This is a genomic window from Chamaesiphon sp. VAR_48_metabat_135_sub (assembly GCF_031418915.1).
Lineage (GTDB): Bacteria > Cyanobacteriota > Cyanobacteriia > Cyanobacteriales > Chamaesiphonaceae > Chamaesiphon.
Genome location: NZ_JANOJV010000008.1, coordinates 1 through 13843 on the forward strand (window position 1 = coordinate 1; position 13843 = coordinate 13843).

12 protein-coding genes and 1 tRNA gene are annotated in these 13843 nt (G+C 45.1%); 7 read left to right on the forward strand and 6 right to left on the reverse strand.

Features of this window, described 5'->3' with window-relative positions:
- The 3 genes from RMO55_RS00250 to RMO55_RS00260 form a co-directional block, all read left to right on the forward strand.
- On the forward strand, positions 1 to 262 hold a 262-nt coding region (locus RMO55_RS00250), incomplete at its 5' end, for an Asd/ArgC dimerization domain-containing protein (RefSeq protein ID WP_310421716.1).
- A 269-nt stretch (positions 263 to 531) separates the two neighbouring features.
- Positions 532 to 1416, forward strand: a complete 885-nt coding sequence (gene dapA / locus RMO55_RS00255) for a 4-hydroxy-tetrahydrodipicolinate synthase (protein ID WP_310421718.1) — start codon at positions 532 to 534, stop codon at positions 1414 to 1416.
- 633 nt (positions 1417 to 2049) lie between these two features.
- Positions 2050 to 3924: a ribonuclease J gene (locus tag RMO55_RS00260; RefSeq protein ID WP_310421721.1), complete on the forward strand. Its 1875-nt coding sequence runs from the start codon at positions 2050 to 2052 to the stop codon at positions 3922 to 3924.
- Between the two features lie 99 nt (positions 3925 to 4023).
- Here the strand turns inward: RMO55_RS00260 and RMO55_RS00265 are convergent, their stop codons facing one another.
- The 3 genes from RMO55_RS00265 to RMO55_RS00275 form a co-directional block, all read right to left on the reverse strand.
- On the reverse strand, positions 4024 to 5232 hold the full coding sequence (locus RMO55_RS00265; RefSeq protein ID WP_310421724.1) for a transposase: 1209 nt from the start codon (positions 5230 to 5232) through the stop codon (positions 4024 to 4026).
- 4 nt (positions 5233 to 5236) lie between these two features.
- On the reverse strand, positions 5237 to 6256 hold the full coding sequence (locus RMO55_RS00270) for a hypothetical protein (RefSeq protein ID WP_310421727.1): 1020 nt from the start codon (positions 6254 to 6256) through the stop codon (positions 5237 to 5239).
- 166 nt (positions 6257 to 6422) lie between these two features.
- Positions 6423 to 7100, reverse strand: coding sequence for a hypothetical protein (locus tag RMO55_RS00275; protein WP_310421729.1), 678 nt, complete (start codon positions 7098 to 7100; stop codon positions 6423 to 6425).
- Between the two features lie 244 nt (positions 7101 to 7344).
- On the opposite strand from RMO55_RS00275, the gene RMO55_RS00280 reads away from it, so the two are divergent.
- From RMO55_RS00280 to RMO55_RS00295, 4 genes are all read left to right on the forward strand, one after another.
- Positions 7345 to 7418: transfer RNA gene (locus tag RMO55_RS00280), tRNA-Arg, on the forward strand.
- A gap of 252 nt (positions 7419 to 7670) precedes the next feature.
- Positions 7671 to 8978: a tetratricopeptide repeat-containing serine protease family protein gene (locus RMO55_RS00285; RefSeq protein WP_310421733.1), complete on the forward strand. Its 1308-nt coding sequence runs from the start codon at positions 7671 to 7673 to the stop codon at positions 8976 to 8978.
- A gap of 142 nt (positions 8979 to 9120) precedes the next feature.
- Positions 9121 to 10884 carry a S8 family peptidase gene (locus tag RMO55_RS00290; RefSeq protein ID WP_310421736.1) on the forward strand — a complete coding sequence of 588 codons (1764 nt, stop codon included), beginning with the start codon at positions 9121 to 9123 and terminating at the stop codon, positions 10882 to 10884.
- Positions 10881 to 11099, forward strand: coding sequence for a hypothetical protein (locus RMO55_RS00295; RefSeq protein ID WP_310421740.1), 219 nt, complete (start codon positions 10881 to 10883; stop codon positions 11097 to 11099). Before RMO55_RS00290 ends, RMO55_RS00295 begins: the two co-directional genes overlap by 4 nt.
- A gap of 165 nt (positions 11100 to 11264) precedes the next feature.
- Here RMO55_RS00295 and RMO55_RS00300 read toward each other — a convergent pair whose 3' ends face one another.
- From RMO55_RS00300 to RMO55_RS00310, 3 genes are all read right to left on the reverse strand, one after another.
- A complete protein-coding gene (locus tag RMO55_RS00300; protein WP_310421743.1) occupies positions 11265 to 11720 on the reverse strand; it encodes a PEP-CTERM sorting domain-containing protein in 456 nt (151 codons plus the stop codon).
- A gap of 179 nt (positions 11721 to 11899) precedes the next feature.
- Positions 11900 to 12751 carry a prephenate/arogenate dehydrogenase gene (locus RMO55_RS00305; RefSeq protein ID WP_310421746.1) on the reverse strand — a complete coding sequence of 284 codons (852 nt, stop codon included), beginning with the start codon at positions 12749 to 12751 and terminating at the stop codon, positions 11900 to 11902.
- A gap of 45 nt (positions 12752 to 12796) precedes the next feature.
- Positions 12797 to 13843: acetyl-CoA carboxylase biotin carboxylase subunit (locus RMO55_RS00310; protein WP_310421749.1), on the reverse strand; the 1047-nt coding region annotated here is incomplete at its 5' end.

Sequence of the window (13843 nt, forward strand, 5' to 3'; positions counted from 1 at the left end):
CGATCCAGATGAGGCTCGATCGATCTTAGCCACTGCTCCTGGTGTAAAATTAGTAGAAGACTGGAAAGCGAATTATTTTCCGATGCCGATCGATGCTTCGGGTAAAGATGAGGTATTAGTCGGACGAATTCGTCAGGATATTTCTCATGCTAACGGTTTGGAATTGTGGCTCTGCGGCGATCAAATCCGCAAGGGTGCGGCGTTGAATGCCGTGCAGATTGCCGAATTGATAATTGAAAAGAATTGGCTCAAACGGAAGTAGGTAGATCGATCTATTTCGGAGATTTTTACCCCACCCCAACCCTCCCCTTATAAAGGGGAGGGAGTTAAAGCCCCCCTTTATAAGGGGGGTTGGGGGGTAAAAATCTACGCAGCCAATCAAGCATCATTCGTATGGGTAGAGCGATATTGACACCCAACAGCCATTCAAGCATTATTAGTCGGTTAGGGCGGGTTTGAATGAGATTTTTAGTTCATTCGTCATCGGTAGCATAAACCCACCCCTACAGATCCTCCCCCCTCCCCCCTCATATGACAATTGATTTCGGACGAGTCATCACAGCAATGGTTACACCCTTCGATAAAGAGGGAAATGTTCACTATGCAGAAGCAGAGAGATTAGCGGCGTATTTAGCCGACAATGGTTCCGATGGAATTGTCGTCTGTGGAACGACGGGAGAATCGCCAACCCTGAGTTGGGATGAAGAGTACGAGCTGTTTCAAATCGTCAAAAAGGCGGTGGCGGGTAAATCAAAAGTAATTGCAGGTACCGGATCGAATTCTACGAGTGAGGCGATCGAAGCAACCCAAAAAGCTGCTAAACTAGGAGTAGATGGCAGCCTCCAGGTAGTACCTTATTATAACAAGCCGCCACAAGTTGGTTTATATCAGCATTTCGCCGCGATCGCCGCAGCCTGCGATTTACCGATGATGCTCTACAATATCCCTGGGCGCACTGGACAAGCACTAGAACCAGAGACAATTGCTAAACTAGCTAAATTAGACGGAATTGTTGCAATCAAGGAATCCACGGGTAATCTAGATATAGCCAGTCAAATTCGCAGCCTTACCCCACCAGATTTTGCAATTTATTCAGGTGATGATTCCTTAACCCTACCCATTCTTTCAGTTGGTGGTGTCGGAGTCGTCAGCGTTGCTAGTCATTTAGTCGGAAACCAAATCCAGTCAATGATTTCGGCATTTGCATCTGGTCAAAATCAGGTAGCAACTCAACTTCATATCAAAATGTTACCACTGTTCAAAGGTCTATTCTTCGCACCCAACCCCATGCCAATTAAAGCCGCTCTAAAACTCCAAGGCTGGGAAGTAGGTGGACTCCGCCTCCCCATGTGTGAGTTACCAGCAGAATCATTACCCCATCTCCAACAATTACTTCAACACCAAGGATTAATTTAGAAGTATTTTAAATTGAGATCTAGTTCTCTATTTCTGCAACAATATTACCTCTTATCTCCCAACTCCCAACTGAACTTATTGACCGATCGACAATATTATGATACAACTAAGATAACGAGAAAAAATTGTCAATTAGCTCAGAAACCGCCAGGCTAAAACTTGACAAATAAACAGCATAAGCTGGGTCAACAGCATAGGGTTAAAACCTATTAAATTATAGAAATATCGAAAGTCGATCGGAAGGTGAGAAACCAAGCCTTAGTACTTACGATCTATGTTCGGCGTTAGATTTAAATATTCAGTTAGTTTAATAATAGCCAGTGCAAATTTCCAGCGCATAGTTTCAGCTTGTTAATCAGTTATGTTATCTTTACGATCCTTGAGGGTAGAGCGTTACAGCGGCTACCATCTATCTTATCGTTCAGTTGTAGAGTAACTGGGAAAAGTAAGCTAACTTGCGGTTCTCCCATGGAGAGGCTCTCGGGAACGAAATCACTGCGGTGGTTTATATAAATCTTCGGTCTTAACTAATCGGTAAGACAGCTAACACCAGTCAATCCGCTGCGATTAGTTAATCGATAGAAGCAACAGTTTTGTCAAACAATTTATCTAATCTATATCTAAATTATCTAAATGCGCCCAATCATTAAATCATCCGTAGCACCAGCCGTTAAAAAAAATCCGAATGAACCTACACTCAAAATCATCCCATTGGGTGGTTTGCATGAGATTGGTAAAAACACTTGCGTCTTTGAAATCAACGACGAAATATTATTATTAGATGCTGGATTGGCTTTCCCTACCGATGGAATGCACGGTATCAATATCGTCTTGCCAGATATGACTTATCTGCGCGAAAATCAGCACAAAATCAAAGGGATGATCGTCACCCACGGACATGAAGATCATATCGGGGGAATCCCTTATCATCTCAAGCAATTTGACATCCCCATTATTTATGGTCCTCGCTTAGCGATGGCTCTATTGCAAGGTAAATTAGAAGAAGCTGGCGTAGCTGACAGAACTAAAATTAAGACAGTCGCTCCCCGTGATATCGTCAGAATTGGCGAATCATTTTTCGTCGAGTTTATCAGAAATACTCACTCGATCGCCGATAGCTTTACAGTCGCGCTGCATACTCCCGTCGGCGTGGTTATTCACACCGGAGATTTCAAATTCGACCATACCCCTGTCGATGGCGAGGCGTATGATTACGCTAAACTAGCAGAGCATGGCGAAAAAGGCGTATTGTGTCTGATTAGTGACTCCACCAACTCCGAAATACCAGGATTCACCCCCTCCGAGCGTTCCGTATTCCCCAACCTCGAACGGTTTATTAGTGTCGCCAAAGGACGAGTAATGGTGACAACCTTCTCATCCTCCGTTCACCGGATCAACATGACGATCGAGATCGCCATGAAGTACAATCGGAAAGTCTGCGTTGTTGGTCGATCGATGCTCAACGTAATCGCTCATGCTCGGAACCTCGGCTATATCAATTGTCCCGATAACGTCTTTGAGCCACTCCAATCAGCCAATCATCTCCCCGATAATCAAGTCCTGGTATTAACCACCGGATCTCAGGGTGAAACCCTCGCCGCGATGACTCGGATTGCGAATGGGCAACATCGCCAAGTCAAGATCCGCAAAGGTGACACAATTCTCTTCTCAGCTAACCCAATTCCAGGCAACACCATCGCTGTAGTCAACACCATTGACAAATTGATGATGCAGGGTGCTAACGTCATCTACGGGCGCGATAAAGGGATTCACGTTTCTGGACATGGTTGTCAGGAAGATCAGAAATTGATGTTGAGCTTGACTCGCCCTAAATACTTCATCCCCGTTCACGGCGAACACCGGATGTTAATCAAACATTCTCAAACCGCTCAAAGTACTGGTATTCCAGCCGAGAACATGGTAATCATCGATAACGGTGATATCGTCGAACTAACTGAAAATAGTATTTGTAAAGCTGGTAAAGTACCTTCCGGTATTCAACTAGTCGATAATGCGGGTATCGTCCACGACCAAGCGCAGGTAATGGAAGAACGCAAACAGCTTGCTGGTGATGGTGTCGTCACTGTTGCTCTAGCGATCGGTCTAGATGGTAAGATGATGGTCAAGCCTCAGGTTAATCTCCGAGGGGTAGTGACTGCGGTAGAGCAATCATTAATTTCAGCATTAATTCAAAAAACGATCGAGAACTGCTTGATCGATCGATGGGACAGATTCGCTCGTACATTTGAATCTGGTCAGCGTGAAATCGACTGGGCTGGATTGCAAATCGAATTAGAATCGGCACTCCAACGTTTAGTTCGTCGCGAATTGCAAAGTAAGCCGCTGCTGGTATTGATGATGCAGACTCCAGAAGACGGTTCTACTCCTCGCAAGGCGAGTGTCGGTACTAGCGAGCGTGCTAACGACCTTGTCGGTGCTGGTACGGGTTCTATTCCTGCGCCAATCGGTCGTCGCAAGCAACGTTCGACTGCAAAAGTTGGCTCTTAAATTAGCGATCTAAAGTTACTGAGGATTGATGGTAGGGAAATTCATGAATTTCCCTACCATCAATTTTCAGTTGTAGATAAAGTTGGGGCTAAATTCATCCTAATTTAGTGAATAGATATTACCATCAACTAACAGACGGGTAATGCCCTTCGATCGAAGATGCTGAGTAGTTTTATGAAAGACGCGACTATCTGGCACCTTAATTACTCTTTGTGTGCGTTGATTGGAGAATCTTTTTGCCACTCGATGATTGTCAAAAATGGGTAAAGTCCGTTGTTGAATTTCTTCGCTGGAAATCTGTCCGAGATCGGCAAAATCTTTGAGTGGACGAACGATTAGTTCGGCAAACTTATCGATCACGATATAGCAAGTACGGGGTAGAGTAGCTTGCGAAAGCGGCGTGACTTGGACGTGCAAACAATCTTCCGTTAAAAGTCGATTGCGATCCAGTTGCTGATAAGAACTCGAAGATTCTTCTTCATCATCCTCTTCCGCAAATTCATCGTCATCATCTCCATCGGCGATTTCTTCACCAAACATTGCCGCTAAAACATTGACATCTTCTGTATTGTCATCAGCATCCTCTTCAATCTCATCTGTGGAAATATCTAGTGGTGAAGGTACATCTACTGGGGTAGAGTAGCGATGTTCTGAATCGGCAATTATTTCCCGCAATATTGGCGTGCGCGGAGTTGGTGGTGGGATAATTAGTTTTGATGGCGTATTGATGACTGCAATATCGAGATCGCGATCTACTGGCAAAGAAAGTTTGGGAGAAATTTCGTCTGGTAGCAGATCGAGATCTGTCACTATTGGCGATGGTTTTGCCAACTTGGTTGGTTCATCCCGATCTGCAGTCAATGGTGCTGAGGATCGACGACGCACGCGACGATTGACACTGTTATCTTCAGTAAATTTCGATGCATCGGGATCGTTGCTCTGTTCGAGAGACTGCTGGTACTGACTAGCACTAAGCGTAGCCGCAGTAGCCGAGTCGAAGTACGCTAACGATTCAGGGTGAGTCGTACCGTAGTTAATCTCTAGTTCTGTTTGTACTGTTGTTGGCACAACAACGCTCGGCTCGTCTGTCGTTGTCAGGCTTTCTTCTTCTCCACCTGCTTTAGATCCTCGCTTTTGCTGGATCAGGATCTCATATTCGACTTCGGGAATACTCGTTTTGAGGATGCGACTAATGGTGGAATTGCTGACTCCATAACGAATTGCTAGAGATGCGGTGGTATCTCCAGCTTGACGATAGAGATCGACAATCTCCAACTTATCTGCATCCGTAATTTTTTTAGAACTCATATTGTCAATTAATAGCAGTCCGTCGGCGAGCTAGACGGCGAGCACGAATGGAGTTATCAAATTCTAGCGCGGCAGCAATGCCAAACTGCACGATGCCAAAAATCCAGAACACTTCTATGATAAAGCCACTTTCGTATCCTTGCACCCGATCGTTGGCGTAAGCGAACCAAGTATCGGCAATATAAAAACATAATACCGCTTGAGCGGTCGTCCGCCAGGGTAATCCCAATTTACCACCCCAAAACCCCAAAAATAGAATTGCGGCAAAAGTTAGCAGTACTAAATCGCACAGCACATAAAATAAATTGAAGGTATTGATGAATGGCTGCATCGATCGATCGATCGCTAGTACCCAGTCAGGTGGACGTTGAGAGGGTGCGATATTGTTGCGACTGGCGATTGCTTGACTGGGAATTTTTGGGGCACTCACTGCGGCAATTTGGTTGTGCATAGATCCATGCCGTCTGTTAACAATCGAAATTGTTGTGGGTGGTAGGATCTCCGCTCTAGCTGGGAGCGTAGTTAGCCAACAACCTATCGTCAAACCTACCGCAGCAATAACCGTAACGAGAACCCATTGCTGACGCTCTAACTGGACATCTCGATCGAGAATTGCCAGCCTCACCCCGGCAATCAGAATTAAGTAGAATAACACAAAAAAAAGATTTCCAGCGGAAGCTGCTGGATCTAATCCCCAGCACAATTCCCACAAACAAAACCAGAGATTGCCGATAAAAAAACTAAATATCGCGATCGCAAATAATAACCAAACGGCTCTACCGCTGGAAATATCTGGACTTTGCCAGTTTCGCAAACATAGGCAACCAGATACCAGTAATCCAATTTCTTCTAATCCAGTGGTAGTCAAAATAAACCATCCGGGACGAGCGATACTTGCATCGACGACACTAAAGTTTAGATAGATTACCAAAGAAATTGCCGACCAAATCAGTCCCCAATAAATAATATATTCGGCACTGAGCCAAGTTTGGATGCTCGATTTATCTGGGGATGATTTAGTCATTTGGATTTTGGCTGTGGACAATCTGAATAATAGATCGAGTTAATTTAAGTTGCTATGAGGATTAGTGGATAGTGGATAGCGAATAATGAATTTAATTTGGAGGTAAGTGAGTCTTTTCTTTTCTCATATCCCGACACTAACAAGAATTAACAGCGATCGACGTGGGTTAAATATCTAAAATATCTGTTAATGTCGATCGCAGTCGTTCTGGCATAGTTTGGATAATCTCAATCGTCAATTCAGTGCCAAATTGCCGACCAATTTTTTTCTGAGTGAGATGATAGAGTTGGCGATCGAATTTAATCAAGTCTATTGCTGACAAATATTCTAGTCTGGCTGAATCCAGCGGTTCGATCGCTAATAATCGATCGAGGTCTATCCCAGATTGGATTTGTGGAGTTACCGTCAATAAATCCTCCGTAAATACTTCTAATTGTTTGTCTCCCAATAAATCTTGCCACTGTAACCATAGTTCTTGAAATAACCAAATACTAGCTTGTTGCAATTCTAAAACCTCCGCCTCGCGCCTGGATTTCCAATTAGAGCTGGATGGATTGAGTGTCAAATCTAGTTTCCATAGCGAATAATAGCCAACCTCTGCAACCAACAAATATCGATCTGTCGTCGATTTATTTGACCCATCGCTACTTGATTCGTTGGCGAAGCCTTCCAGAATGGAAATCGATTGCTGCAATTTTTGTTCGGCTCGTTCGATCTTATGACTGGCAAAAACTCGAACTAAGTCGTAAATTTGCTGATGATAATTGAGTCTCAGCACCGATCTTCCATCTCCAGGATGGGGCGCAATTTCAATATTTACTAGTTGTGGATCGATGATTGACATATTCGGGTTCTCCAGGGGAGAGATTGCGCCTGCGACAGGCTTACGCCAACGCTAAATTACTAGCTATAGCTTTTAAACTATCGCCGAACTAGTATAATTAAACACTGAATGTTTGAATATTACCTAGAGTAATATTGCCGATCTCCGAACTGGATCGATCGCACCTGAAAACACATGTTCGCAGATTTGACACTTGACATTACTGCGATCGTTGCTAAAGTATGCTATAGTATTGTGCTAGTGTGGGTGAATAGCTCAGTCGGATAGAGCAACTGCCTTCTAAGCAGTCGGTCGGGGGTTCAAGTCCCTCTTCACCCGTGGTCTAAAGTCATGTCATCTTCAGGACAGTTCGATCGATTAGAGACAGTCGATCGGGTGTCGTGTGAGAATTTTTTAGGTGCTTACTGCCGTAAAGACAATCTTTGGCCTGGAGCTACCTGCTGAATATGAAATATATATCTCTGAGCAGTTTAGCTGATGATAGAATGCCGATATTGCCATAAGATCGGCATTCTAATGGTATCAGTTAGCTAGACAATCGGGTCGGATTTACATATTCAACATTTCTTCATGCAGAAACAAGTTATTGCTTCTCTTATCGGTATTGGCATCGCAACATCAATAAGATCGATCGATCCCATTCGCGTCCTTGCTCTGAGTCCAACGGCAAATACCACCGATAAAATTGTATTTATCAAAACTCAATCGGGGCAAGGCTCTGGAGTCATAATTAAACATGTTGGCGAGACTTATACAGTTTTAACCGCCGCCCATGTTGTTAACGATCTCAAAAATGCCCCACTAGAAATTATCACACCCGATCGACAAGAATATACTGCCAATGCCAGTGAAGTAAAAATCGCCCCCGATGCACTCGATCTTGCTACGATCACCTTCCAGAGCCAACAGCATTATCTCGTCGCCGAACTGGGCGATTCCAATACCATCGATAAAGGACAACCAATTTTTGCGGCGGGATTTCAGGGCAAATCATTAAAATTTTACCCAGGCACAGTTGTGGCAATCAGTCACCAGTCTCAAGATCGGGGTTATGGGTTAGCCATTGGCACTGCGGAAATTTTACCAGGCATGAGTGGCGGGGGATTATTCAGTCAGACGGGTACCTTGATTGGGATTAATGGCAAAAGTATCGGGACAATCGATACCGCTAATCAGCACCATCGCCAAAATCGCGTTAAACCAGTGAGCGGTTTAGCAATTCCGATTAATACTTTTACTCAAATTGCCAGTCAACTAAATGTAGATCTGGGAGACAATCTACCACTCCCCATATCATCGGCAATCACCGCCGATGATTTTTTTATCACTGCTGGTAACAAGTCTCAAAAAGGTGATTATCATGGTGCAATCGCTGATTACGATCGCGTCTTAGTCATGAATCCCCACTTTGGGGAAGTTTATTTTCGGCGGGGAATCGCTCACAGTTTGCTCAAAAATTGGCAAGGAGCCGAAGCAGATTATACTCGCGCGATCGAAATTGAGCCAGGTTATGCGGAAGCCTATCTACATCGGGGAAATATGCGAAATATTCTTCGCAATTGGCATGGTGCAAAATCGGACTTCGATGCTGCAATCGCGCTCGATCCCAATATTTTATCTGCTTATGTTGGCAGAGGAATTTCCCGGTGTGAATCAAATGATTGCCAAGGTGGAATCAATGATTTTGATCGGGTGATCTCGCGGGATCGATCGGCTGCTGATGCTTATCTCCATCGCGGTTTTGCCTACCACCGCCTAGGAGCGATCCGAGCGACGATCGATAATTATACGACTGCTGCAGATCTATATCGACAACAAGGCAAAGATCGTGAATATCTGGAGACGGTGCAGAAAATTAAGAAGTTGGTTCGGGGTTAGGGGTTAGGCTTTAGGCTATAAGACGATTATTGCATTCTGTTAATTTCCTAACACCTAAAGCCTAACACCTAATTTTACGGCGTAAACTAAAATGTTCAGTTATGCTAGAAATATTAATCTAAGTTGAGAGCGATCGCGGTATATGCGGAAACTGTTAATCTTGTGCTTATTTTGCTTAGGCATAGGTTTTGCTATCTTTAACTTCCAAGGATTGGCAACCACAGGAGAATTTGACTCCCTCGTCATTGATTTTAAAGAAAATATTGCACCCACAGAAATCGATCGACAATTACAGGTGTTGAGTGAGCAATATCACCTATCACCACACCTGAATAGTCAATTTTCGCAGTCCGAACAGACATATACCGTCAAAGGAGATCGCGCATTACTCGACAAATTAAGAGCATCGAGCTTGAGCCAAGATGTAGAAGCGATCGAGCCTAACTATATCTATCATGCCACAGTTGCCCCCAACGACCCCCAATACAGCAAACAGTGGCATTTGCACAGCATTAACGTCGAGCAAGCCTGGACAGAAAATCGCGGGAAAGGGATAACCATCGCAATTATTGATACGGGAGTTAGTAAAGTTCCCGATTTAGCCCAGACAGAATTTGTCGAAGGTTATGATTTTGTTAACAACAAAGTTAATGCTGACGATGACAACGGACATGGCACTCACGTAGCGGGCACTGTCGCCCAATCTACGAACAATAACTATGGTGTGGCCGGAATTGCCTATGAAGCCAAAATCATGCCGCTCAAGGTCTTAGCAGGTAGCGGTGGCGGGACAATTAGCGATATTGCCGAAGCAATTAGATTTGCGGCTGACAACAAAGCCAGTGTGATCAATATGAGTCTCGGTGGCGGTGGCGAAAGTCAAGTAATGAAAGACGCGATCGATTATGCTTATCGCAAAGGTGTTGTCATCATTGCCGCTGCTGGAAATTCAAATAATAACTCCGCCTCCTATCCCGCTCGCTACGCCCATGTGATCGGTGTTGCCGCTAGTGACGCGCAAGGTGAGAGAGCCGAATTTTCTAACTATGGTGCAGGCGTAGACATCGCTGCTCCTGGTGGCGGACATGGGAGTAAAATCTGGCAAGAAACGATCGATCCCAACACAAATACACCAATTATTGCTGGTTTCCAAGGTACGAGTATGGCAGCTCCCCACGTCGCAGGTGTTGCCGCCCTGATTGAATCTACAGGTGTCACCGCACCAGATGAAGTTTTCGCCGTCTTACAACAATCCGTCCGTAAAATTGATGCAGATCCCCAAAACTACTATGGTGCGGGACATCTAGATGCTGCTGCTGCTGTCAAACTCGCTCAAGCTGGAAAAATTACTTTCAATGACTTCTTCCGCTGGTTGCGCGATAATGGTTATCTCAACCTCCGGTTCTGGATCGATGGTGGTGCGATCGCGCTAGTACCAAAAGTAGCAATGGTATTAGGTTCTTATCTACTTGCATTCTTGATCCGCACCTATCTCCCCTTCGGCTTCCCACTATTTAGCGGGCTGATTGCTGGGAGCAGTGGGTTGTTTTTCCTCAAAGGATTTTACATCTTCGATCTACCCCAAGCACCATTTCGCGTGCTGGGAAGTTCGATTCCAGAATTGGGTAATGCGATTGTCGGTAACAGCATTTTAAATCCAGTGTTCGCCAGTGTCCTAATTCCGCTAATATTACTAGTGGTCTGCTGGTCGCTTCCTGAAGGAAAATGGTTTGCAGTAGGTACGAGCCTGGGTGTAGCTTCTTGTCTATTGGTGAGTGCAGTAATCGCTCCCCATGTCTGGTTATTGGGCGACGGCGGGATTGCCCGCAGTTTCTTGGTGTTGAATGGATTGTTATGTTTTGGTTTAGCTAGATTCGCAGCGAGAGGAGATTCTCAAACAGTATGATTACGGTGATTGGTGGAATTGAACATAAAGGTTTTGGGACTGGTGCATGGGCATTGGTAGCCGAGGATGGTACTACTTATGAGTTGTTAGATTGTCCTCGTGATTTGCGCCAAGCTGGATTGCAGGTAAAGGTTCAAGGGACATTGAATGACGATGTGATGACTCTAGCGATGATTGGTAAGGTTTTAAATGTTAGTTCATTTGAGATCTTATAAAATCTCGCTTAGAAAGATCCCCGACTTCTTTAAGAAGTCGGGGATCTCCCCTCGTACTAGGCTGAGAAAATTCAACCTCGCACCATTCATTTTTGGCAATCTCAAACTAAAGATAGGCGCAATTGATCAATTACTCCTATCCTCGATTTCGATCGATCGCTTAGTCTACATTTTGGTGCTAGAGTTAAGCTTTTTTTTCATGCGGAATGCTGCCGTACCGCCGAGGAGGGTGCCAATAATTGTAAATGGTTCAGGGACCTCTTGGGGTGTTAGATTGCTGGGGCGGGGTAGCAGATTGCTGCCAGGAGTAGTGAGGGTAGGAATATAATCGATGGCTGTCGTAGTGTTTAGTGAAACTACATTCAGTTTAGGAATATAATCGATGACTGGGGTAGTGTTTAGCGGAACTACATTCAGTTTGGGAATATAATCGATAGCTGGCGTAGTGTTTAGCGGAACTACATTCGGTGTAGGAATATAATCGATGGCTTGAATTGAAGTGGAGAAAACAGCAGCAGAGGCAGATTGACAGAGTATAACAGAAGCAGTCAGCAGACTGAGGCCACCGATGGATAACAAAGACCCATTGGAAGTTGAGATGCTTGAATTGTTTGGTTTCATTTGGTAAATGCTGATCGAAGGTAAGGATAGTCGGGATTCGTCGGAATGCACAGATGCGGATATAATCTCTAAGAAGAATGTCCGAAGGCATTACACAAACTTTCAGATTCCTACGCTTAGTATTCCCAGATTTTGCCAAACTATCGATCTTCTAGCATTACCGATTATTTAGGCCAATCTCAAACATCTTTGCTATCTAGAAAATCATTACGGACAGATTGGTTGGTAGATAATAAGTCTTTAATTTCCGTCCATGCTTGGGTTTCGATCGAGCCAATGACTGTATCCAGTCGATCGCGATACTGATACAAAGATCGCAAGATCGCCTCCCGATTATATTCTGCCATCATCATCCCCATTTCAGGATTACCACCACCCACGCGACTGGTATCTCTAAATCCCGTACTGGCAAACTTTTTGGCAAAATCGAGGATCGTCGGATCGGCTTCATGCAAACAAGCACTAATCAAACTAGCACTCACCATAATCGGCAAATGGGAAATCCACGCTACTGCCAAATCGTGTTGTTCGGGGGTGGCATAATAGAGAATAGAATTGAGAGACCGAACTAACTCAGCCACTCTTTCCAGGGCTATAGGCGACGTTTTAGATGTAGGAGTCAAAACATAAGGTCGATCGGCAAATAGCCTCTTCTCAAAGGCAGCAATCCCGCTCTGGGAGTTTCCCGCCATCGGGTGCCCGCCGACAAAATTCGCCCACAGTTCGGTAGATCGATCGACGATCGCCTCTTTGACCGACCCAGCATCAGTGATAATTGTATCGGGATGAAGATGGGGAATTAATTGCTCGATCGTGGGGATAATCGCCGCAATCGGCGTACAAATAAAGATAATTTCAGTATCTTGTAGACTAGCTAAATTGCAACTGGCGCGATCGCAAATCTCTTCCCGTTCGGCTGTTGTGCAAGTCGAGTGCTGGCGGCTGACACCAATAACATGGTGCCCCATCTGGCGAAAATCCCATCCTAGAGACGCACCAATTAATCCAATTCCAACAATCCCGATCTTCACTGTTGTCTGTTATTTATTATTTATTATCAACCATCATCAACTTATTTAATCGTCATTTGACATCATCAGTTCGACAAAGTTGGTGTAAACTTCACCTCTGATAAAATCGGGATGTTCGAGAATTCTTTGATGAAAATCGATCGTTGTCGGTACGCCAGTAATCGCATACTCCCGTAAAGCACGACGCATTCGGCGAATTGCCATATCTCGATCGACTCCCCAGACGATTAATTTGCCAATCAGAGAGTCGTAAAAGGGAGGGATCTCGTAATCGGTATACACATGGGAATCGATCCGGACTCCTGGCCCGCCTGGAGCCAGATAACCGGTTATTTTACCAGGGCATGGTCGGAAATTATGGTTGGGATCTTCGGCGTTGACTCGACACTCGATCGAGTGACCTTTTAATACTACTTGTTCTTGCGTCAGGGAGAGTTTTTCACCTTGAGCGACGCGGATCTGCTCGGCGATTAGATCTAGTCCGGTAATCATCTCGGTTACGGGATGTTCGACTTGGATGCGGGTATTCATCTCCATAAAATAGAAATCCCCATGCTTGTCGAGCAGGAATTCTACCGTACCGACCCCAGCATAATCGATCGACTTAGCTGCCGCGATCGCCGCTGCCCCCATTTTCTGGCGTAGTTCGGGACTCAATGCTGGGCTAGGAGCTTCTTCTAGTAACTTCTGATGACGGCGTTGAATCGAACAATCGCGTTCGCCTAAATAGATGACATTCCCATAATTATCGGCGAGAATCTGAAACTCGATATGACGGGGACATTCGATGAATTTCTCGACGTATACCCCACCATTACCAAATGCGGCTTCCGCTTCACCCTGTGCGGCGTGATATAACCGCACTAAGTCCGCCTCTTCATGTACCAACCGCATCCCGCGTCCACCGCCGCCAGCGGTGGCTTTGAGCATGACAGGATAGCCGATTTCGCCAGCTATTTTGAGTGCTTCTTCGGCATCAGCTAATAATCCGTCGCTACCAGGTACCGTCGGTACACCCACCCGTTTCATCGTTTCCTTGGCTGTAGATTTGTCCCCCATTGCCCGCATAGCGGCTGGGGAAGGGCCGATAAA